Origin of the sequence: Streptomyces sp. NPDC127038 (assembly GCF_042725875.1) — a bacterium.
Taxonomy (GTDB): Bacteria; Actinomycetota; Actinomycetes; order Streptomycetales; family Streptomycetaceae; genus Streptomyces.
This window is the reverse complement of record NZ_JBHXDQ010000001.1, coordinates 221,692-242,009: the sequence shown is the minus strand read 5'-3', so window position 1 is coordinate 242,009 and position 20,318 is coordinate 221,692. Positions and strand designations below refer to the sequence as shown.

The 20,318-nt window shown below is 72.1% G+C and carries 19 protein-coding genes and 1 pseudogene; 7 read left to right on the top strand and 13 right to left on the bottom strand.

What is annotated here, in order from left to right:
• Positions 1–20: 20 nt before the first annotated feature.
• Positions 21–956: pseudogene (locus ACFWI4_RS01140) on the top strand (DMT family transporter); the annotation flags it as partial.
• Positions 957–1,052: 96 nt separating this feature from the next.
• On the opposite strand, the gene ACFWI4_RS01135 reads toward ACFWI4_RS01140, so the two are convergent.
• Entirely contained in the window at positions 1,053–1,895 is an 843-nt protein-coding gene (locus ACFWI4_RS01135) for an alpha/beta fold hydrolase (protein WP_387189477.1), read from the bottom strand.
• Positions 1,896–2,103: 208 nt separating this feature from the next.
• Entirely contained in the window at positions 2,104–2,757 is a 654-nt protein-coding gene (locus tag ACFWI4_RS01130) for an NADPH-dependent F420 reductase (RefSeq protein ID WP_387189476.1), read from the bottom strand.
• A gap of 343 nt (positions 2,758–3,100) precedes the next feature.
• Between ACFWI4_RS01130 and ACFWI4_RS01125 the strand changes: the two genes are divergently transcribed.
• Positions 3,101–3,862 (top strand): GntR family transcriptional regulator, encoded by a 762-nt coding sequence (locus tag ACFWI4_RS01125; protein WP_387189474.1) that lies wholly within the window; start codon positions 3,101–3,103, stop codon positions 3,860–3,862.
• A 165-nt stretch (positions 3,863–4,027) separates the two neighbouring features.
• Here the strand turns inward: ACFWI4_RS01125 and ACFWI4_RS01120 are convergent, their stop codons facing one another.
• The 3 genes from ACFWI4_RS01120 to ACFWI4_RS01110 all read right to left on the bottom strand — a co-directional run bounded on the left by ACFWI4_RS01120 (position 4,028) and on the right by ACFWI4_RS01110 (position 7,124).
• A complete protein-coding gene (locus ACFWI4_RS01120; RefSeq protein ID WP_387189473.1) occupies positions 4,028–5,185 on the bottom strand; it encodes an ROK family transcriptional regulator in 1,158 nt (385 codons plus the stop codon).
• A gap of 98 nt (positions 5,186–5,283) precedes the next feature.
• Positions 5,284–5,946: a response regulator gene (locus ACFWI4_RS01115; RefSeq protein ID WP_385396084.1), complete on the bottom strand. Its 663-nt coding sequence runs from the start codon at positions 5,944–5,946 to the stop codon at positions 5,284–5,286.
• 14 nt (positions 5,947–5,960) lie between these two features.
• Positions 5,961–7,124: a sensor histidine kinase gene (locus tag ACFWI4_RS01110; protein WP_387189472.1), complete on the bottom strand. Its 1,164-nt coding sequence runs from the start codon at positions 7,122–7,124 to the stop codon at positions 5,961–5,963.
• Positions 7,125–7,232: 108 nt separating this feature from the next.
• Between ACFWI4_RS01110 and ACFWI4_RS01105 the strand changes: the two genes are divergently transcribed.
• From ACFWI4_RS01105 to ACFWI4_RS01095, 3 genes are read left to right on the top strand one after another with little or no spacing between them, the layout of a single operon-like run.
• Positions 7,233–8,162, top strand: coding sequence for an ATP-binding cassette domain-containing protein (locus ACFWI4_RS01105; RefSeq protein ID WP_387189471.1), 930 nt, complete (start codon positions 7,233–7,235; stop codon positions 8,160–8,162).
• A gap of 2 nt (positions 8,163–8,164) precedes the next feature.
• Positions 8,165–8,890 (top strand): ABC transporter permease subunit, encoded by a 726-nt coding sequence (locus tag ACFWI4_RS01100; protein WP_387189469.1) that lies wholly within the window; start codon positions 8,165–8,167, stop codon positions 8,888–8,890.
• A gap of 58 nt (positions 8,891–8,948) precedes the next feature.
• Positions 8,949–9,404, top strand: coding sequence for a hypothetical protein (locus ACFWI4_RS01095; RefSeq protein ID WP_387189468.1), 456 nt, complete (start codon positions 8,949–8,951; stop codon positions 9,402–9,404).
• Between the two features lie 270 nt (positions 9,405–9,674).
• On the opposite strand, the gene mug is transcribed toward ACFWI4_RS01095, so the two are convergent.
• The 4 genes from mug to ACFWI4_RS01075 all read right to left on the bottom strand — a co-directional run bounded on the left by mug (position 9,675) and on the right by ACFWI4_RS01075 (position 12,999).
• Positions 9,675–10,175 (bottom strand): G/U mismatch-specific DNA glycosylase, encoded by a 501-nt coding sequence (gene mug, locus ACFWI4_RS01090; protein ID WP_387189466.1) that lies wholly within the window; start codon positions 10,173–10,175, stop codon positions 9,675–9,677.
• Between the two features lie 44 nt (positions 10,176–10,219).
• A complete protein-coding gene (gene purB, locus ACFWI4_RS01085) occupies positions 10,220–11,662 on the bottom strand; it encodes an adenylosuccinate lyase (protein ID WP_387189465.1) in 1,443 nt (480 codons plus the stop codon).
• Positions 11,663–11,949: 287 nt separating this feature from the next.
• Complete coding sequence (locus ACFWI4_RS01080) at positions 11,950–12,399, bottom strand: hypothetical protein (RefSeq protein ID WP_387189463.1); 450 nt, start codon at positions 12,397–12,399, stop codon at positions 11,950–11,952.
• 132 nt (positions 12,400–12,531) lie between these two features.
• Complete coding sequence (locus tag ACFWI4_RS01075; RefSeq protein ID WP_385396068.1) at positions 12,532–12,999, bottom strand: transcriptional regulator; 468 nt, start codon at positions 12,997–12,999, stop codon at positions 12,532–12,534.
• A 432-nt stretch (positions 13,000–13,431) separates the two neighbouring features.
• Here ACFWI4_RS01075 and ACFWI4_RS01070 point away from each other — a divergent pair, with 432 nt between their 5' ends.
• Together ACFWI4_RS01070 and ACFWI4_RS01065 are read left to right on the top strand one after the other, a co-directional pair.
• Complete coding sequence (locus ACFWI4_RS01070) at positions 13,432–14,013, top strand: sigma-70 family RNA polymerase sigma factor (RefSeq protein ID WP_339127986.1); 582 nt, start codon at positions 13,432–13,434, stop codon at positions 14,011–14,013.
• The gene (locus ACFWI4_RS01065) at positions 14,010–15,659 is read left to right on the top strand and encodes a BN159_2729 family protein (RefSeq protein WP_387189462.1); all 1,650 of its coding nucleotides are present in this window, start codon (positions 14,010–14,012) and stop codon (positions 15,657–15,659) included. The genes ACFWI4_RS01070 and ACFWI4_RS01065 overlap by 4 nt, the downstream gene beginning before the upstream one ends.
• Before the next feature lie 708 nt (positions 15,660–16,367).
• Here ACFWI4_RS01065 and ACFWI4_RS01060 read toward each other — a convergent pair.
• The 4 genes from ACFWI4_RS01060 to ACFWI4_RS01045 all read right to left on the bottom strand — a co-directional run bounded on the left by ACFWI4_RS01060 (position 16,368) and on the right by ACFWI4_RS01045 (position 20,297).
• The gene (locus ACFWI4_RS01060; protein ID WP_387189461.1) at positions 16,368–17,165 is read right to left on the bottom strand and encodes an SGNH/GDSL hydrolase family protein; all 798 of its coding nucleotides are present in this window, start codon (positions 17,163–17,165) and stop codon (positions 16,368–16,370) included.
• A gap of 149 nt (positions 17,166–17,314) precedes the next feature.
• Complete coding sequence (locus ACFWI4_RS01055) at positions 17,315–18,328, bottom strand: hemolysin family protein (protein WP_387189460.1); 1,014 nt, start codon at positions 18,326–18,328, stop codon at positions 17,315–17,317.
• On the bottom strand, positions 18,325–19,650 hold the full coding sequence (locus tag ACFWI4_RS01050) for a hemolysin family protein (RefSeq protein WP_385396060.1): 1,326 nt from the start codon (positions 19,648–19,650) through the stop codon (positions 18,325–18,327). The genes ACFWI4_RS01055 and ACFWI4_RS01050 overlap by 4 nt, the downstream gene beginning before the upstream one ends.
• 221 nt (positions 19,651–19,871) lie before the next feature.
• On the bottom strand, positions 19,872–20,297 hold the full coding sequence (locus ACFWI4_RS01045; protein ID WP_387189458.1) for a GNAT family N-acetyltransferase: 426 nt from the start codon (positions 20,295–20,297) through the stop codon (positions 19,872–19,874).
• Between the last annotated feature and the right edge of the window lie 21 nt (positions 20,298–20,318).

Sequence of the window (20,318 nt, the reverse complement as noted above, 5' to 3'; positions counted from 1 at the left end):
TCCACCCGGCGGCGTCAGCCGTGAGGCCGGACTGTGGGGTGTGCCGGTGGAATTGGTCCGCCAACCCGCCACGGAAGTGGACCTCGAACCGGGCCACGATCGTCCCTAGCGTCGACGGCATGAACGCCACCACCACCCGGGGCGCCCTGTTCGCCGCCCTCGCCTGTGTGCTCGTCGGGGCATCCTTCACTGCCAACAGCGTGCTGGGCCACTACCCGTACGCGGGCGGCCAGTTCCTGCGGTACGCCCTCGCCTGTCTTCTTCTGCTGCCCCTCGTCGGCCGGGCCGGCGCCGCTCCCCTGCGCCGGCTCACCCTCCGGCAGTGGGGCCGCCTCGCCGGGATCGCGGCCGTCGGCATGGTCGGCTTCAACCTCGCGGTGCTCGCCGCCGAGCGCACGGCCGAACCGGCGGTCCCCGGAGTCTTCGTGGGCTGCGCCCCGCTCGTCGTGGCGGTGCTCGTGCCGCTCCAGGAGGGACGCCGCCCGCGGCACCGTGTCCTGTACGGGGCATCGCTCGTCGCCCTGGGCGCCTTCGCCGTTCAGGGGTGGGGCCGCACGGACGCGGCCGGGATCGCGTACTCCGTGGGCGCGCTGGCCGGAGAGGCCGGCTTCGCCGTACTGGCCGTGCCCGTCCTGCGTCCGCTCGGACCGCGCCTGCTGTCGGCCACCGTGTGCGGTGTCGCCGCGGTCGAGTCGGCCGCGGCCGGGATGATCCGCGGCCGCGGGGCGTGGCTGCGGATGCCCGACGTCACCGAGGCGACCGCGCTGCTGTGGCAGGCGGCGGTCGTCACGGTCGTCGGCTTCGTGTGCTGGTACATGGCGGTGCAGCGCATCGGCGCGGAGCGCGCCACGCTGTTCTCCGGACTCGTCCCGGTCTCCGCCGCCCTGACCGCGCCGCTCGTGGGCACCGGCTCCTACGGGCTCGCGCAGGCCGCGGGCAGTGTCCTGGTGGGTGCCGGAGTGGCCCTCGGGTCGGGCGCGCTGAGCTTTCTCGGGGGCCGGGGCCCCCGGCCCGCCGCCGAGGGCCGTCCGGCCGCCGTCCCCGAGGACGGCTCAGCGGCTGCCGGGCCGGCTGCCGTCCAGGACGACCCGGGCGACCAGCGCCGGGTCGTCGTTCATCGGGACGTGGCCGCAGCCGGGCAGCCGCACCAGCCGGGCCCGCGGAATGATCTGCTTGGCCCGGACACCCTGGCGGCGCATCAGGAGGCGGTCCTTCGTCCCCCAGGCCACGGTGACGGGCAGCGTCGGGATGTCGTCCGTGAACTGGACGTTCGTACCGGCCCGGAGGGTCTCGGCGAATCCCTCGGCGTGGGCCAGCGCCAGGGTCTCGGCGACGACCGCGTCGGGTGAACGGCGGCCGGGGCGGGCGTAGATGGTGCTGGTCAGCACCGTCCGCCCGGCCGCCGACCGGGAGAGCCGCTCGACGACCGGCAGGGGCATGCGCCGGGCCGCCTGGCGCATGGCGATCAGCAGGCCGAAGGCGTAGCGCCGCTCCACCGGCGACCAGAAGCCGGCCGGCGAGAGCGCGGTCACGGACCGTACGAGCTTCTCGCGGCCCAGTTCCAGGGCCAGCAGCCCGCCGAGCGAGTTGCCGGCGACGTGCGGCCGTCCGAGCTCCAGGGCCTCGCACAGCGCCCCGAGCAGGGGCACCACCGTCGTGAGGTCGTGGGTGAGCCCGTCGGGAAGCGCCGGGGAGGCACCGAAACCGGGGAGGTCGACCGCGATCACGTCGCGTTCGGCCGCCAGGATGGGGATGACCGGGTCCCAGGCCTGGCGGTGGTGACCGATCCCGTGCAGCAGGAGCAGCGGTTCACCGGTGCCCACGCGCGCGTAGGACACGGTGACAGCCTTCGGGCCGCGCGGTGAGGGGAGGCTGACGGTGACCGTGTCGGACATGGGAGTACTCCTCGTCTGAACGCCGTGACGAACCATCTCGTAGACAGCTTGTCAGCAACTGCTACCGACGGGTAGCCCCGAACCCGTACGAACCGCACACCAGGCACCGGACACCCGCACCCGCCGCCCCGTCGCACGACCACACGGCCGCGCCAGGCCTCCCCGCGGCGGAACCTGCGCCCGCCCCCCGTGGTCCCGCGCCCCGGCGCTAACGCGCCCTGCGCACCTCCACGTTGAAGTCCGCGTGCCCGATGCCCCGCATGAGGTCCAGCCACAGCGGCAGGTACATCTCCGCGGACCGCGCGGTGCGGATGCCCCCGAGGTCGAAGACCCGGTCCGCGGGCCAGCCGAACTCGCCCAGCAGTGCCGTCACCTGAGCCTTGGCGCCCTCGTCGTCACCGGACACGAAGATCTGGTGCTCGCCCGGCACCTTCGAAGGGTCCACCATCACCTGGCAGTTGACGGTGTTGAGACTCTTCACCACACGGGCCGCGGGGAAGGCCCGCTGGATCTGCTCGCCCACGCTGTCCGACTCGACCGGCGACAGACGCAGTTCACCGTCCTCGAACGCCATGGGGTTGGACACGTCGAGCAGCACCTTGCCGTCCAGGTTCTCCTCCCCGGCCGAGCCGAGCACGGTGAGCGCGATCCGCCCGCCCACCGCGTTCACGACCACCTCGCCGAACGCCGCCGCGTCCGCGAAAGTGCCGTGATGCGCCGTGGGGCCCGCGCCCTCGGCCCACTCGACGGCCGCCGCGTTGTCCTTGGTGCGCGAGCCCAGGGTGACCTCGTGGCCCAGCTCGACCAGCTTGCCGGCCAGGGTGCGTCCCACGTCGCCCGTGCCCAGAACTCCGTATCGCATGGTCATTCCTCCCGTTGCCTCGGGACCGTCGGCCTCCGGCGGCCCGCGGTCATTGTGCTCCGGAGCGGCTGATTCGCCCGGACACCGGTGAAAGTGTCGGGCGGGACGGTGGCACTCGACCCCCGACTTTGTACGGGGGCTTTCGGCGTTGTGTCACGAACGTCGCCCGGCGCGAACACCCCGTGAACGCTCCGCCGCGGGGCGCCCGCGCAAACCGCACGGGTTCCAGGATTGGTCTTGACCAAGGGTGGGGGTCGCCCTATGGTCGCAGGGATAGTGCAGGAACCTTTAATAAACAAGGGCGTTAAAACGCCGCCGGGACACGGCGATTGCGGAGGACAGGGTGGGGACCACGCAGTTGGAAACGGTGCCGGAACCGAAGTACTGGCATCTCAGGACCGTGCTCAGCGAAGCGCTTGACTCCGAGTTCACCGTGGGCGAGATCCTGCCCAACGAACGTGACCTCGCGGCCCGCTTCGGCGTCGCCCGGGCGACCCTGCGCCAGGCGCTCGAACAGCTGGAACTGGAAGGCCGTCTGCAGCGCCGTCGCGGCGTGGGCACCACCGTCGCGCCCCCGCGCATGGGCGTGGCCGTCGGAACGGAACAGCACGTGTGGCCGGGGGCGGCGGGCGATGCCTGGCACGCGGCGGACTGCACCATGGCGACACCGCTCGCGCCGGTGGCCGGCATGCTGGAGCTCGCGGACGGCGAGACGGTGCACACCGTCCGCCGGTCCCGGGTGACGCACGGTCAGCCGGTGGCCGCGGAACTCCTGTACATCCCGGCGTCCTCGGTGCCTGACCTGTCGGCGATCGACGCGCCCTCGGGTGCCGCACGCGCGCGTGCCGTGCTGCGGGAGCTCCAGCGACTGGAGCTGGAGGGCCAGGACCGTGCCGTCGAGCTCGGCTCGGCCCGCGCGGACGACGCCAAGGAGCTCGACCGTCTTCCGGGGGCGCCCGTCCTCGTCGTCACGACCCGCTTCTTCACCGAGGGACGCACCGCGGCGGTGTCCGTGGCCACGTACCGTGCCGACACCTGCCGGCTCACGTTCGGTGATTCCGGCGGTGTGGAGATCCACCACGACCCGGAGCGCCGCGCCTCCTGAGTCGCCCGTCCCCGGCCGCCTCGCGGTCAAGGACGGGCCCGCGCACTTCACCCGTCGCACCCCGGAACACTCCGGGGTGCGACGGGTTTCACGTCCATGGCCGGGACCCCCGTCGAGACGGATGCCCCGGCCGGTGTCCGTGCCCCGCCCGTGCCCGCTCGTGCCTCAGCGGCGTGCCGTCACGGTTCCCTCGACCGCGAACAGCTGCTCCTCCACATGGTCGAGCGCCAGCCGCAGCGCACCGGTCGCCACGGCGGCCTCGCCCAGCATCGACAGGGCCACTCTCGGCGGCCGCAGGCAGTAGCGCGCCAACTCCCGGCGCAGCGGCTCCAGCACGCCGTCGAGCCCCGCCGCCCAGCCGCCGATGACGACCAGCTCCGGATCCAGGGCCAGCACCAGGGCTGCCACGTCGTGCACCAGCCGCTGGATGAACCGGTCGACCGCCGCGCGGGCCCGCTGGTCGCCGTCCTTGGCCAGCGCGAACACCTTCGCGACCGCCTGCTCGTCGAGCGGGTGCAACGGCTCGTCCGTCGTCGACAGCAGCGTCTCGGGAGTGACGTCACGGCCCAGCAGATGCAGCGCGCCGATCTCGCCCGCCGCCCCGCCGAACCCCCGGTGCAGCCGTCCGCCGATCAGCGCGCCCGCGCCCGGACTCAGCCCCGCGAGTACGAACACCACGTCGTCGACGTCGGTCGCCGCGCCCTTCCAGTGCTCCGCGACCGCCGCCGCGTTGGCGTCGTTCTCCACGAGCACAGGACACTTGAAGGAACGGCTCAGCCGCTCGCCCAGCGGCAGCCCCGTCCACTCCGGCAGCGCCGTGCCCAGACGTACGGTGCCGTCCGCCTCCACGATGCCGGGGCTCCCCACGCCCACCGCGCGCAGCGAGCTGCGGGCGACACCCGCCCTGCGCAGCAGTTCCGCGACCGCCACCCGCAGCCGTTCGAGCCGCTCGTCGGCGGACGCCGTCTCCTCCACGTCCTTGGCCATCGCGCCCATCACGCGCCCGTCCAGGTCAGCGAGCAGCGCGGCGACGCGGTGCGGGCCGATCTCCAGGCCCAGCAGATGCCCCGCCTCGGCCCGGAACCGGAACCTGCGCGCGGGACGCCCCTGGCGCCGCGTGGCGCCCTCCTCGGCCGCCTTCTCGACGACGAGCCCGTTCTCGATCAGCCCCTCGACGACTCCCTCGACCGTCGGCCGTGACAGCCCGGTCACCCGGGTGATCTCGGTGAGGGTCGCGATGTCCGTGGCACGCAGCGCGTGCAGGACCACCGCGGAATTGATCCGTCGCAGCAGAGAGGGATCCCCGCCGGTCAACTGCCCCAACGTCCGTCCTCCCAGCTCGTACGCGTGTTGGCCGGATCGTACTCGTCGTGGGGGACCCCGGCGAGGGCCGGGGACCCTTTCGGCTGTCCGGGTCCGCGTCAGCCCGGTGCCACGAACCCCGACTCGTACGCCGCGATGACCGCCTGCGTACGGTCCCGGGCCCCCAGCTTCGCCAGTACGGAGCTGACGTGCGACTTGACCGTCTCCGTGCCGACGACCAGCCGCGCGGCGATCTCGGCGTTGGACATCCCCCGGGCCATCAGCCGCAGCACCTCCGCCTCGCGCTCGGTCAGTGCGGCCCTTTCCATGACCGCCCGAGCCGCCGCGCCGGCCCCGTCGTCCCCGTAGTCGGCCGCCAATCTCCGTACGGAGGCGGGGAACAGCAGGGACTCGCCCTCGGCGACCAGCCGCACCGCGTGGACGATCTCGGCGGGCCGCGCGCGCTTCAGGAGGAACCCGTCCGCTCCCGCGCGGAGCGCCTCGTAGACGTACTCGTCGTTCTCGAACGTCGTCACGACGAGGATCTTGGGCGGGTCGGCGACGGTCCGCAGCACCGCGCGGGTGGCCTCGATGCCGTCCATCAGGGGCATCCGGACATCCATGGCGACCACGTCCGGACGCAACCGCCTGATCAGCGGGATCACGGCGGCGCCGTCGGCGGCCTCACCGACGACCTCGATGTCGGGCTGTGCCTCAAGGACGGCTCGCAGCCCGGCGCGTACGAGGGGCTCGTCGTCGACGAGCAGAACGGTGACCGGCATCCGGCCAGCGTAGATCAGTGCAGCGGCAGCTCTGCATGCACCTGCCAGTCGCCTTCGTGCGGGCCCGTCCTGGCGCTGCCGCCGAGCAGCGCGGCCCGCTCCCGTATGCCCCGCAGACCGCTGCCCCGGCCCGCACCGGATCTGCCGTCCGGCAGCGGATTGCGGACCTCCAGGGACAGGGTGCCGTCCCGGACCTCGATCCGGACCCGCACCGGGACGCTCCCGGCGTGCCGGAGCACATTGGTGAGCGACTCCTGGAGGATGCGGTAGCCCTCCCTGGACACCGGTCCCGCCACCGTCTCCACCGGGCCCGACACCTCGGCGTCCACCTTCGCCCCCGAGGTGCGCGCCGACTCCAGCAGCCGGTCGGCGTCGGTCAGCGTGGGACGTGCGCTCACGGGCCGATCCGCCTCGCGCAGCACCCCGAGCACCCGCTCCAGGTCCTCCAGGGCGTCCCGTCCCGTCTCCTCGATGGCCGTCAGGGCGCGGGCGGTGAACTCCGGGTCGCCCGCCGCGCGCGCGGCACCGGCCTGCACCACCGCGACGGTGAGCGCGTGGCCGATGGAATCGTGGAGCTCACGGGCGATGCGGTTGCGCTCCAGGAGCTGTTCCGTGCGCTCCTCCAGCGCGGCGAGCCGCTCGGAGGGAGAGGGGCCGAGCAGCCGCCGCGCGAGTGCCGTGATCAGTTCACCGAGGCCGACCACGGTCCCGTACAGGGCGAGCAGCGGCAGCGGAACGAGCAGGGCGCTGCTCCAGTGCGGGTCCAGGAGCCTGATCACGGGGTCGCCGGACGGCCAGTAGCCGAGGGCCGACCTGGTGAGGTCGACGGCGAACATGGGCAGCCACACGGTGGCCATGGAGGCCGTCACGCCCAGCAGCATGCGCGCCTCCAGCCAGAGCACGGTCCGCCACCGGTCCCTCATGGCTGCCGAAGGCGCGACCGAGAACGCCGTGTCCTCACCGCCCCGTTCGCCCGGGGCCAGCATGAACCGCGCCTGCACGCCCTCGCCCCGCCGCACGGCCGGGATCAGCCCCAGCGGAACGAGCATCAGCGCGGGCACCCAGGGCCTCGTCGCGTCGATGTAGAGCCAGACGCTGATGAACAGCATCGGCACCCACAGGTGCAGCAAACGCGTGTACGTCGTGCCCCACAGCAGCGGGCGCAGGAACCGGGCCATTCCGTCATCGTGCCAGCGGGCACCGACAACGGACCTCCCCCGGGCGGGGGAGAGGGTCTCCACGCGCGGGGGAGGCGCCGGCCGGTCCACGGCGGCCACGCTGGGCCCATGACCAGCATCGACGTCCACGACCTGACCAAGGAGTACGGCGGCACGCGCGCCGTGGACCACCTGACCTTCAGCGTCCTTCCGGGCCGCGTCACCGGATTCCTCGGCCCGAACGGCGCCGGGAAGTCCACCACCATGCGGCTCGTGCTGGGCCTCGACCGGCCCGGCTCCGGCACCGCCACGATCGGGGGCCGCGCCTACGCCACTCTCGACGAACCGCTGCGGACGGTGGGCGCGCTCCTCGACGCGGGGGCCGCGCACGGATCGCGGGCCGGACGGGACCACCTGAGAGCGCTGGCCGCCTCCCACCGCATCCCCGATCGCCGGGTGGACGAGGTCCTCGAGGAGACCGGGCTCGCCCCGGTGGCCCGGCGCCGGGTGCGGACGTACTCCCTGGGCATGCGTCAGCGCCTGGGCATCGCGGCCGCCCTGCTCGGCGACCCGGCCGTGGTGCTCCTCGACGAACCGTCGAACGGGCTCGACCCCGAAGGGATCATCTGGATCCGGGAGCTGCTGCGCCGGCTGGCCCGCGAGGGGCGCACCGTCCTCGTCTCCAGCCATCTCATGAACGAGACCGCCTCCTTCGCCGACCATCTCGTCGTCCTCGGGCGTGGCCGGCTTCTGGCCGACACGCCCATGCGCGCGTTCATCGACGCGCGCGTGCGGCCCCGCGTCCGGGTCCGCTCCACCGACGGCCGCGCCCTCGGCGGCCTGCTCGCCCAGCACGGCATCGAGGCCGCCGAGGGCGAGGAGGGCCGCTGGACCGCGTTCGACGCACGACCGGAGGACATCGGCCGTCTCACCTCGGCCGCGGGACTCACCGTTCTCGAACTCGCCGCGGAGGAGGGCACGTTGGAGCAGGCCTATCTGGACCTGACAGCCGGAGAGGCCGAGTTCGCCGCCGCCCCCACACAGCCCCAGGAGGCCTGACCATGTCGTTCGCACTCGCGCTCCGCGCGGAACTGATCAAGGTCCGGACGCTGCGCCCGCTCCTGTGGGGCCTGGCGGCCGTACTCGGGGCCACCGTCGTCTTCTCCGCGCTCGCCGGGCTCGACGACTCGGCCGGTCCGGACTTCGACCCGCTCTTCACGACGTTCTTCGGTGTCGTCTTCGGCCAGATCGCGGCCGTCACCTTCGGGGCCCAGGCGGTCTCCGCCGAGTACCAGGGCGGCGCGCTGCGGGTCTCGCTGGCGGCGGTGCCCGACCGGGGGCGCTGGTTCCTGGCCAAGACGGTGGCGATCGGCGTACCGGTCCTGGGGATCGGCCTGGTCACGGGCGCGGCCGGACTGGTCGTCGGAACGTCCGTACTCGGTTCCCGGGCCGATGCCCTGACCTGGCCGGAGGAGTTGCGAGGGGTGGCCGGCTCCGCGGTCTACCTGGCCCTGATGGCCCTGTTCGCGGCGGGTCTGACGGCCGTCCTGCGCAGCGGGGTCGCCACGCTCGGCATCCTCGTCCCGTTCCTCCTGATCGTGTCCTTCGTCGTCGGGGGAGCGTCGGGGAGCGTGGCGGACTTCCTGCCGGACAAGGCGGGTCAGACGGTCCTTCACCAGACGTGGGACGGTGCCCTGGGACCCTGGAGCGGGCTCGCCGTGACCGCGTTGTGGACCGCCGCGGCACTGGGCGCGGGCGCCTGGTGCGTCCGGCGCAGGGACGCGTGACCGCACCGGCTTCCTGACGCCTCACCAATTGTCAGTGGTGGCGGCTTTACTGGACGTCATGACCATCGCGCAGCATCTCGCCACGATCGACCGGCTGTGCGCCGAGGAGTTTCCCGCGGGGCACGGCGGGTCGGCCCCCGGGTCGTACGGGGCTCCCGGGGGGCCGGGGTTCCATGTCGTGGAGCTGAAGCGGAGCAGCGGATCCCCGACCGGCCCGGACGGCGCGGGGGAGGAGGCCGAGCAGTACGAGGCGGAGCGGGAGGCGCTGGCGCAACGGCTCGGCGACCGGTGGGGGGAGCCGCACTGGATGAGCTTCGACGGCGTGTTCCTGCGCGCGCAGCAGGGCGACGAGCACATACCGGAGCCCTGGGCGTCCCTCGGCTCGCACATGAGGAACGCGCAGGTGTGGAGACGGGACGACACCGGCCGATGGCTGGTGCTCGGCATCTCCCGGCTCGGCGAGGACCAGGAACTCAGACTGCTGGCGGTGATCACGGACATCGATCCCCCGTGACACGGGGGACGCCGGTCTTGGCGACGCGGGCCCGCCGCGGTCACGTACCCGGTCCGCCGTGACGGCGGAGACGCCCACCGTGTTCACGGACACCGATCCGCCGTGACACGGGAGACGCCCACCGTGATCACGTACGGGGAGCACGGTGACGCCGGAGGTCCCGCCGTGGTCATGGACGCTGATCGGCGGTGACACGGAGGCGCGACCCGTGGTCACGGGGACCGGCCGTGGTGACGCGCGGGTCGCGGCACGTGCCGGTGCCGCGACGGCTCAGAGGCCCTGGGCGGCCGCCCGCAGACGGCCGAACTCCTCGGCCATCGTCTCCGCGGTCCAATGCGCGTTGAGGCCGCTGGGATTGGGCAGCACCCACACCCGGCTCGACCCGATCGTCCGCTCCTGGGGACCGATGCGCGCCGTACGGTCGCCGAAGGCCGACCGGTACGCGGTCACGCCCACCACCGCCAGCCACTCCGGGCGCAGCCGTTCCACCTTCTCTTCGAGCAGCCGCCCGCCCTCGCGGTACTCCTCGGCACTCAGCTCGTCGGCGCGGGCGGTGGCCCGTGCCACCACGTTCGTGATGCCCAGCCCGTAGGAGAGCAGTTCCTCCTGCTCGGACGGTTTCATGAGCCGCGGGGTGAACCCGGACAGATGCAGCACCGGCCAGAACCGGTTGCCCGGCCGGGCGAAGTGGTGGCCGGTGGCCGCCGTCATTAGACCCGGATTGATGCCGCAGAAAAGCACCGAGAGGCCGGCCGCGACGACATCCGGCACGAGCCGGTCGCGGGCGGCCTCCAGGTCCGCTCGGGTGAGGCCCGTCAGAGGATCGCCCCGGGCGTGTAGCCGGCGGCCTCCGGGTGCTGCTTCACGATCTCCTCGACACGGCCGAGGACGACGGCAACCTGGCCGGCCGCGGCTCCCGTGAAGGACAGCTTGTCGGCCATCAGCGCGTCGAGCTGAGCACGGTCCAGCGGGATCCGCTCGTCCGCCGCGAGCTTGTCGAGCAGCTCGTTGCGCTCCGCGCCCTGCTCACGCATGGCGAGGGCGGAGGCGACGGCGTTCTCCTTGATCGCCTCGTGGGCGACCTCGCGGCCGACCCCGGCGCGCACGGCACCCATCAGGACCTTGGTCGTGGCGAGGAACGGCAGGTAGCGGTCCAGCTCACGGGCCACCACGGCCGGGAACGCGCCGAACTCGTCGAGGACGGTCAGGAAGGTCTCCAGCAGGCCGTCGAGCGCGAAGAACGCGTCCGGCAGCGCGACGCGGCGCACCACCGAGCAGGACACGTCGCCCTCGTTCCACTGGTCGCCGGCCAGCTCGCCGGTCATCGACGCGTAGCCGCGCAGGATGACCATCAGGCCGTTGACACGCTCGCAGGAGCGGGTGTTCATCTTGTGCGGCATCGCGGAGGAGCCGACCTGGCCGGGCTTGAAGCCCTCGGTGACCAGCTCGTGCCCGGCCATGAGCCGGATCGTCTTGGCCGTCGAGGACGGGGCCGCCGCGAGCTGCACCAGCGCGGTCACGACGTCGTAGTCGAGCGAGCGCGGGTAGACCTGGCCGACGGAGGTGAAGGCCCGCGAGAAGCCGAGGTGACCGGCGATCCGCTGCTCCAGGTCCTCCAGCTTGGCCGCGTCGCCGCCCAGCAGGTCGAGCATGTCCTGCGCCGTGCCCACGGGGCCCTTGATACCGCGCAGCGGGTAGCGGCCGAGCAGCTCCTCCAGGCGGCCGTAGGCGACGAGCATCTCGTCCGCGGCGGTCGCGAAGCGCTTGCCCAGGGTGGTGGCCTGCGCCGCCACGTTGTGCGAGCGGCCCGCCATGACCAGCTCGGCGTACTCGCCGGCGAGCCTGGCCAGCCGCGCGAGGACCGCCACCGTACGGTCGCGCATCAGCTCCAGCGAGAGCCGGATCTGGAGCTGCTCCACGTTCTCGGTGAGGTCGCGGGAGGTCATGCCCTTGTGCACGTGCTCGTGGCCGGCGAGGTCGTTGAACTCCTCGATCCGCGCCTTCACGTCGTGCCGGGTGATCTTCTCGCGCTCGGCGATCGAGGCGAGGTCGACCTGGTCGAGGACACGCTCGTAGTCGGCGATCGCGGCGTCCGGCACCTCGATCCCGAGGTCCTTCTGCGCCCGCAGCACGGCGAGCCAGAGCTGACGCTCCAGCTTGACCTTCTGCTCGGGCGACCAGAGCGTGGCGAGCTCGGCGGAGGCGTAGCGTCCGGCGAGAACGTTGGGGATACGGGGCTTTGCAGGCGCGGCTGTCACGTGTAGGGAGCTTACCGGCTGTCCGGCGTGGCTCCTGTTATGTCCGCCGAGTCCCGGATGCGCAGGTCAGGGCGGAGCGGCACCCCCCGGCGGACCGGGGTGTGCGTGAGAGGTGCGGGGACGGGAGGGAGGTGTCGCGCGGGGCGCGCACCACGGATCACGTCGTCGCTCCTGCCGTCCGCCGGTGCTCTCGGCGGACTGACGCTCAACTCCTTTGAACAGAAGGGAGTTGTTCACCGTATGGATGGGTGGACGCTTTTGGTGGAACGTTTTCGCAGGGTTCGTGCTCAGGAACCCGACCGCGGGGGACGGCTTCCGTAGCCTGCCTGGGCGTGCGGATCCGGGCGGGGCTGCTCGCTGCCGACCACGGCGCGCAGGCCCCCGTACGCCTTGGAGGTGAACCGGTCGTGGGCGAGCGTGAGCTCGGCCATGATCAGCTGGTTGCGCTCGTCGTTGACTTCCTCGATCTCCTGCATGAGCCGGGAGTTCTTGGCGCGCAGTGCCGTGTTCGCGTTGCGCGCGTCGTCGAGGGCTCGGGCATGGCTGCCGAGTCTGATGGCGGTGATGGTGGCCCTGCGGGCCATGGCTTTCTCCCGCTGGGCCAGGTCCAGCTCGCGCTTGTGCATGTCCAGCTCAAGGCGTCGTCGGTGCTCCGCCAGGACGCTGAGATCATGCCGTGTCCGGGCGTCGACCTGGCTGACCATGTGGCGGAGCAGGGCGGCAAGTGCCCCGGCCACGCCCATGGTTAACAGGCCGATCCCGACTGTCGCCAACTCCCATGTATGGTGCCAGACGCCCTCGCCCACGAAGGTCCAGCCGGCTGTGCAGCTGGCGGTGGACGCGAATGCCAGTCTGTACGCCACGTCTTGTTACCCCCTTGCAGTGGCCCCCCGGCTGTCGTCGGCATCGAGATCCTTTTGAAGCTCGATCGCTTGGACGATGTTCCCGCTGAGCATTGTGCGGATTCTGAGATCAGTGATTCCCCATGCGTCCATGGCCTCCTCCGGGGTGAGTGTTGCTGAGGCTACCCTCCGTACCGTGGGCTGAGGCCCGTGTTCCGGCGGAAGCATGCCGCTGTTCACCAACATCTCTCGCTGGTCGAGGCCGAGTACCGACGCCCAGGTCGTCAGTTGCGAGGGAAGCGGGAGGGTCTTGCCTTCCAGCGTTCTGCTGATCGTCGTGAGGCTCACTCCAATCGAGGTGGCCAGTTGGACCCGGCCGCCGGCTCGTGGGCGGACGTCGTACCCGGCCGCTGTCGCAGCGTTCGTGAGGTACTCGCCCACCCTCCTTGCGAGAGCTTGTCGCTCGTCGCGGGACTCGTGGGGGGACTCTTCCATGCTCCGCATGGTCCGGAGAGTAGCGCGCGTGTATGCAACTTGCACGCGACTTGCATGCGTGCATCTTCGCAGGTCAATTGGTGTATGAGTGTCATGCCAGGCCAAGAGGGACGGCTCGCACGCCAGTTCCCAGCAAAAAGTCTCGTCGTGATACCGGCGAAGCAACTTGCGTGCATGTACGCAAGTTGCATATGTTGCATGACTGTGAGTTAGTCGCACGTATGCAAGTCCCTTTGAGGGGACCCTATTTGCACCGCCTCGGCATCGGCTCGAGCAGGCTCCGGAGCTGCGAGGCATCCGCGGGGGGACGCCTCGAAAACGTTCGGACGCGACGACCGGTTCACCCGGTGCCCGGGCCCCGCGGCCACGGCCGGATCGGACCGTCGCAGCACCTGCCCACCACAGTTCGTCCACTCATGAACGGAGTAGGCCTTGATCGCCGAGGCTAACGCCGCCACACCGCGGTTCGACACCAGAGAACCGGCCCTTATCGCCCGTGCGCTGGCGGGCGACCGGGACGCGTTCGGGGAGCTCTACGCTCTGCACCACCCCGCGGTCCTGGCTTACGTACAACGCCGCGTACGCAATCGGCAGGTCGCCGAGGACATCACCGGCGAGACCTTTCTCAACGCCTGGATGAAACGCGGGACTTTCACCTATCGCGGCATCGGGTTCGTCGGATGGCTGATCACCATCGCGCGGAACAAGGTCATCGACCATTGCAAGAGCGCCCAGCGCCGCGAGTTCGTCGTCGAGGACATGCTCGGCTTCGACGAGGACCTCACGGTCAGCACCGAGGACACCGTACTGATCAGTCTGGACGAGGAGCTGCTCCGCCGGGCCCTGGAGCAGCTGAGGCCGCCGCAACGCGAGGTCCTCACCCGGAGGTTCTTGATGGAGTTCTCGGTGCTGGAGACGGCACGGCAGATGGAACGGTCCGAAGGGGCCGTGAAGACCTTGCAGTTCAGAGCGCTGGCCAAGCTGCGCAGTGAGTATCTGGGGGTGGCGGCATGACCACCGTGCCCGGGGTCCGTTCGGCCGTCGAAGCCCATCTCGCCGAGCAACTCAGCGCATTCGCCCGCGAGTTCGTCGCCGATCTGGAGGCGCAGGGGCGTCTGGTGGAGGCGGGCGGCGCCGGTGTCCTCGAACAGCTGCGGACGAGGGTCGAGGCCGGACGGAACTGCCCGGAGGCCTACCACGCAGCGGTCGACACCATCGTCGAGGACTGCGGCTACCCGAGCGAGGTCGCCATGCGGATCGCCACCGCCCTCAACCGCAAGGGGCTGATCCCGGGCGACGAGGCCGAGCCGCGGCACGGCGGCGAACCGGATTCCGCGCCGGACGCCGAGGAGTCGGGCCCCGGCGCCGACGGCTCCGAACCCCGTCACGACCGTGCTCCCGCCTCCGGGGCGGACGGCGGGGAGCCCGTGCTCGGCGGCGAGGGTCCCGGGGCGCGACGCGATCACGGCCCCGCGTCCGTGCCGGAGCGGAGGGGGCCCGGATCCGCCGGTGAAGGCCCCGAGCCGCGCCGCGACCACGGCCCCGCCTCCCTTCCGGACCACATCGGACCGGCGCGGGGCGGTGAGGGTCCCCGGTCCCGGCGCGATCACGCCCACGCGTCCGTGCCGGGCCGGACGGGGCCGGGTTCCGTCGCCGAGGGGCCCGAGCCCCGGCGCGACCACGGCCCCGCCTCCATTCCGGACCGCGTGGAGCTGCTGTCCGGTGGCGGGCCGCCGGAGTCCCGGCGGGATCACGCCGCCGTGGCCCTGCCGGAACCGACGGTGACGGGCGCCGGTGGTGAGCGGTCCTCGTTCGCGGCGGAGCACGGTCCCGCGTCCGTGCCGGACCTCGGGGGACCGGTCTCCGGTGGTGAGCGGTCCTCGTTCGGGCCGGAGTACGGTCCCGTGTCCGTGCAGGACCCCATGGGGCCGGTTTCCGGTGGTGAGGTGCGCGACCGGGCTTCCGGGGTCTCGCCGCTCGTGCCCCCCGCGCGCGGTGCGATCGTCCTGCACCTCGCCGACCGGAGCGCCGGCCGGGCCATGGCCGAGCACGGGGTGGCGCCCGTGCCCAAGCGGGTCGAGGGCCAGGTTCCGCGTGTGCGGCCAGCCGCCGCGCGCTCGCGCGTGGTCGGCTGGGGCAGCGCCTCGGCCCGGGCGGTCTCCGTCGCCGCGAGCCTCCAGTCCGACCACCTCGCCCGGCTGGAGGCCATGCAGATCACGGCGGACGGCGAGCGGGTGACGGTGGCCATCAAGGCCACGTGCCTGGACGACTGGGAGTACTGGCTCGACGCGATCGGTGCCGCCCGCAACGTGCGGACCAGGACGGCCGGACACGCGCAGGTGGCCGCCGGGACCCTCGACGGGGTCGCCGTCCACCTCACCGCGCACGGCGTCCCCGAACTCCTCCAGGAGGCGAGCGACGCGGCCACCGATCCTTTCTATCTCTGGGGGCGGATCTACGACCTCGGGATGGGACAGGTCGACCGGACCGACCGGATCTGGCTGTCCCTCGGCCGCCGGCAGGACGAACGCGGGATGCCCCTGCTGGTCCTGCGCGGCACCGACGGTCCGCCCTACCCGCTCGCGTCGATCGTCATGGCGCACGGCCCGTTGACGGCGACCCCCCTGCCCTCCGGCGGAATGGCCGGGGACAGCGCCTGACCGCGGCCGGGGCGCCGCCCCGGCTGACTGTTTCTCACTCGTGGCACCCACGCCTCTGCATGAGGTGAACCGGGCAGCCATGTCCACCCACGCTCACGTTCCGTGTACTGAACCTGGCGCAGAGCGATATCGGCCCGTGGTAGGTGCGGTCGCGCGGCATGGCTGGTTTCCCACCCTTGCGGCGACCCGCCGCAAGGGGGCCGATGGGGCACATCGGCCCTGATCGGTCCAGCGGTGGCGTGTCGGTCCCAAAAGGTACGGCGCACGTCTTTGCCCCGGCCACACCGCTGAGAGGCGCCGGGAACTTCCTTCGACGGTGCTATGGGGCGTACTTCTCAGGCCCCCGCATGAGTGCTTTGATGTTGATTCCAGCTGGAACCCTCGGCTGGCCTGTTACTTGTCATCCCACCAGGGTGGCGGGACGGCTCCTCTCCATGCTCCGCAAAGCTGGAGGGGCCGTGTCGGCGGGGCCCGGCGTACGCGCCGGGCCCGGCCGTACTTCCGGGGCGTGAACGAACGCGGCAACGGCACTCCCGCGCTGTCGAGCGCCCCCCGTGCGCCCTGTGGCGGACCGGGGGTAACCGGTAGCGTCTCCTTCATGCGGAGCATGGGCCGCCGTGTCACTCGCAAGAGCGACACGGCGGAAGCCGTCCGGCCCGCGTTCCCTCGGCCGCACGGCCACCGGGTTTCGGCCGCACGGCCGCCGGGTCAGCCGCCGAGACGGTCCGCGGCGGGAGCCTCGTAGGGCAGTAGCTCGGGCCGCTTCGCCGGAAGTCCGTCGCCGGACGAGCGGCCGGTCAGCCGTCGCCCGATCCACGGCAGCAGATGCTGCCGGGCGAAACGCGCGTCCGCGGTGCGGCGCGAGACCCAGCCCGGAGGCGCGGTGGGCGCCGACGGCACGTGCCAGTCCGGGTCCTCCGGCTCGTAGCCGAGGGTCTGCCACACGGCCTCCGCGACCCGGCGGTGCCCGTCGGCTGTCAGGTGCAGCCGGTCGACGTCCCAGGAGCGCGGGTCGGCGAGCGAGGGGGCCCCGTAGAGGTCGACCACCAGGGCGCCGTGCCGGCGCGCGAGCTCGTCGACGACGGTGAAGAGCTCTTCCATACGCGGCCGGAAGCGCTCCAGGACGGGACCGTTGCGGCCGGGGCTGCGCATCAGCACGAGCTGCTCGCAGGCCGGGGCCAGACGCTCCACGGCCTCCTCCAGCAGACCGCGCACGCGTCCCATGTCGACCTTGGGCCGCAGGGTGTCGTTGAGGCCGCCGACCAGGGTGATGACGTCGGGCCGCATCGCGGCCGCCACGTCCACCTGCTCGTCGACGATCTGGCCGATCAGCTTGCCGCGCACCGCGAGGTTGGCGTAGCGGAAACCGGGTGTCCGGGCCGCCATCCGGCCCGCGAGGACGTCGGCCCATCCGCGGTACGAGCCGTCGGGCAACAGGTCCGACATGCCCTCGGTGAAGGAGTCGCCGACCGCGACGAGGCTGGTGTAGGAGGCATTCATCTGCATGGCGAGAAAGATGGTAACCCGAAGACATACCCATCGGTCTGTCGGTCCGCCCACCCGACAGCGGCCCCCGGCTCGCGGTCCGTCCCCGACCGTGCCCGGCCCGACCGTGCCCGGCCCGACCGTGCCCGGCCGGGACCGGCGTGCCGCTGTCACACGGGCTGTCCGAACAGCTCCCTCAGGACGTCCTCCATCGTCACCAGCCCCGTGAGCCGTCCGTCGCTGCCCATGACCGCCGCGAGATGGGTACGGCTGCGGCGCATCGCGGTCAGCACGTCGTCCATGGGCGTGCTCTCCCGCACCCGGGCGATCTGCCGCATGTCCTCCACGCGGAACGGCACCTCGCGGGGCACCGCGTCCAGCGCGTCCTTCACGTGCAGATAGCCGACGATCCGGCGTCCGTCGTCGACGACGGGGAAGCGCGAGAACCCCGAGTCGGCCGACAGCCGTTCCAGCTCCTCCGGGGTGACGCCCACGCGCGCATAGACGACCCGTTCGACCGGCAGCACGACGTCGTGCACGGGCCGGCGGCCCAGCTCCAGGGCGTCCCGCAGCCGCTCCTGGGCGCGGTGGTCGATGAGTCCCGCCGCGCTGGAGTCCTTGACCAGACGGGCGAGCTCGTCGTCGGAGAAGGTCGCGGCGACCTCGTCCTTCGTCTCGACCCGCAGCAGCTTCAGCAGCGCGTTGGCGAAGGCGTTGACCGCGAAGATCACCGGGCGCAGGGCCCGGGAGAGCGCGACCAGCGGCGGTCCGAGCACCAGCGCCGTCCGCACGGGCTCCGCGAGCGCCACGTTCTTCGGCACCATCTCGCCGAGCAGCATGTGCAGATACGTCGCCAGGGTGAGCGCGATGACGAAGGAGACGGCGTGGCCCGCGCCCGAGGGGACGCCCACCGCGTGGAACACCGGCTCCAGCAGGTGCGCGATGGCGGGTTCGGCCACGATGCCGAGCACCAGGGTGCACAGCGTGATGCCGAGCTGCGCGGTCGCGAGCAGCACCGAGACGTGTTCGAGGCCCCAGAGCACGCTCCGCGCCCGCCGGTCGCCGCGTTCGGCGTGCGGTTCGATCTGGCTGCGGCGCACCGAGATCAGCCCGAACTCGGCGCCGACGAAGAATCCGTTCACGACGAGCGTCGCGAACCCGATCAGCAGCTGGACGACGGTCATCGCGCGCTCTCCTCGGCGTCGTGCGGGGCGTGCAGCAGGACACGCGCCGCTCGCCTCCCCGAGGCGTCCACGACGTCGAGCCGCCAGTCGCCGGCCTCGACGGTGTCGCCCTCGGCGGGGATGCGGCCGAGCTCGGCCGCGATGAAACCCGCCAGGGTCTCGTACGGGCCGTCCGGCACCCGCAGTCCGACCCGGGCGAGCTGGTCGGTACGGGCGGACCCGTCGGCCGAGTACAGCGCCCGCCCGTCGGCGTCCGTGCCGACCGGGGCCAGGTCGGGGGTCTCGTGCGGGTCGTGCTCGTCGCGCACCTCGCCGACGACCTCCTCCACGATGTCCTCCAGCGTGGCCACTCCGGCCGTACCGCCGTACTCGTCGATGACCACGGCCATCGTGCGCTTGCCCGCCAGCCGGTCCAGGAGCCTGTCGACGGTCAGCGACTCCGGTACGAACAGGGGCTCGCGCATGATCTGCGAGACGGGCGTCTGGGTCCGGCTCGCGGCGTGCACGGTCAGCACGTCCCTGATGTGCGCGACCCCGACCACCTCGTCGAGGCTCGACCGGTAGACCGGGAACCGGGACAGTCCGGTCGCCCGGGTCGCGTTCGCCACGTCCTCGCACGTCGCCTGGACGTCGAGGGCCATGACCTGGACGCGTGGTGTCATCACGTTCTCCGCGGTCAGGTCGGCGAGGTTCAGCGTGCGTACGAACAGCTCGGCGGTGTCCGCCTCCAGCGCGCCCTCCTTGGCGGAGTGCCGGGCGAGCGCCACCAGCTCCTGGGGCCCGCGGGCGGACGCCAGCTCCTCGGCCGGTTCGAGGCCGAAGCGGCGTACGACGTGGTTCGCGGTGTTGTTGAGATGGGCGATGAAGGGACGGAACGCGGCGCTGAACCAGCGCTGCGGTGTCGCCACCCGCTTGGCCACGGCCAGCGGCGAGGAGATCGCCCAGTTCTTGGGCACCAGTTCGCCGACGACCATCAGGAAGATCGTCGAGAGCGCCGTGCCGATGACCAGGGCCACCGAGTCCGACGCGGAGGCCGGGACGCCCAGCGACTCCAGGGGGCCGGCGATGAGCTTGGCGATCGACGACTCGGAGAGCATGCCGACCACGAGGTTCGTCACGGTGATGCCGAGCTGGGCGCCGGACAGCTGGAAGGTGAGGTTCCGTACGGCTTTCAGGGCTCCGGAGGCGCCCCGCTCGCCGCGCTCCACGGCACGTTCCAGTTCGCTGCGTTCGACCGTGGTCAAGGAGAACTCTGCCGCGACGAAGCCGCCGCAGGCCAGCGACAGCAGAACTGCGACCAGCAGGAGCAACACTTCGGTCATCGGGTCACCTCCGTCCCATGATCGGCCAGGGACAGGGGGATCGCGCGATGTCCGCCGCCGCCGTGGGAATCACGACCGCGGGGACCGGGAGGCTCGCCCATGGGCGGAGGCTCACACCTTTCGTCGAAGGGGGGACGGTCCAACAATGGTAAAGGACAGGCAAAGCGGCGTCGCTGGTGGTCCCCGCCCGCCCCTTCGAGCCCCGTCTCCGTGGGGAACCCTCAGTCGGTGAGCGGCTTCACCCAGCGCCGCCAGTGCTCCTCCGGCGTGTACCCCGCGGCCCGCCAGGCATGGTGGGCGGTCTCGTTCCGCTTCAGCACCATGGCGTCCCCGCGCCGCCCGCCGAGTCGTACGAAACGTTCCTCCGCCGCGGCCAGCAGCGCCGAGCCGATGCCGAGGCGCCGCCGGTCCGGACGGACCGCCAGCCGGTACAGATGACAGCGCCAGCCGTCGAAGCCGGCGATCACCGTGCCGACCAGCTCCCCGTCGCGCTCGGCGAGGAGCAGGGCCCCGGGGTCCCGGGCGACGAGCCCCTCCACCCCGCCGCGGTCGTCACTGATGCTGGTGCCCTCGGCGGCCGCCTTCCAGAAGGCGAGCACGGCGTCGAGGTCCTCGGGGCGAGCGGCCCGTATGCGCAAGTCGGTCATGATCCGATCCCACCACGGCGC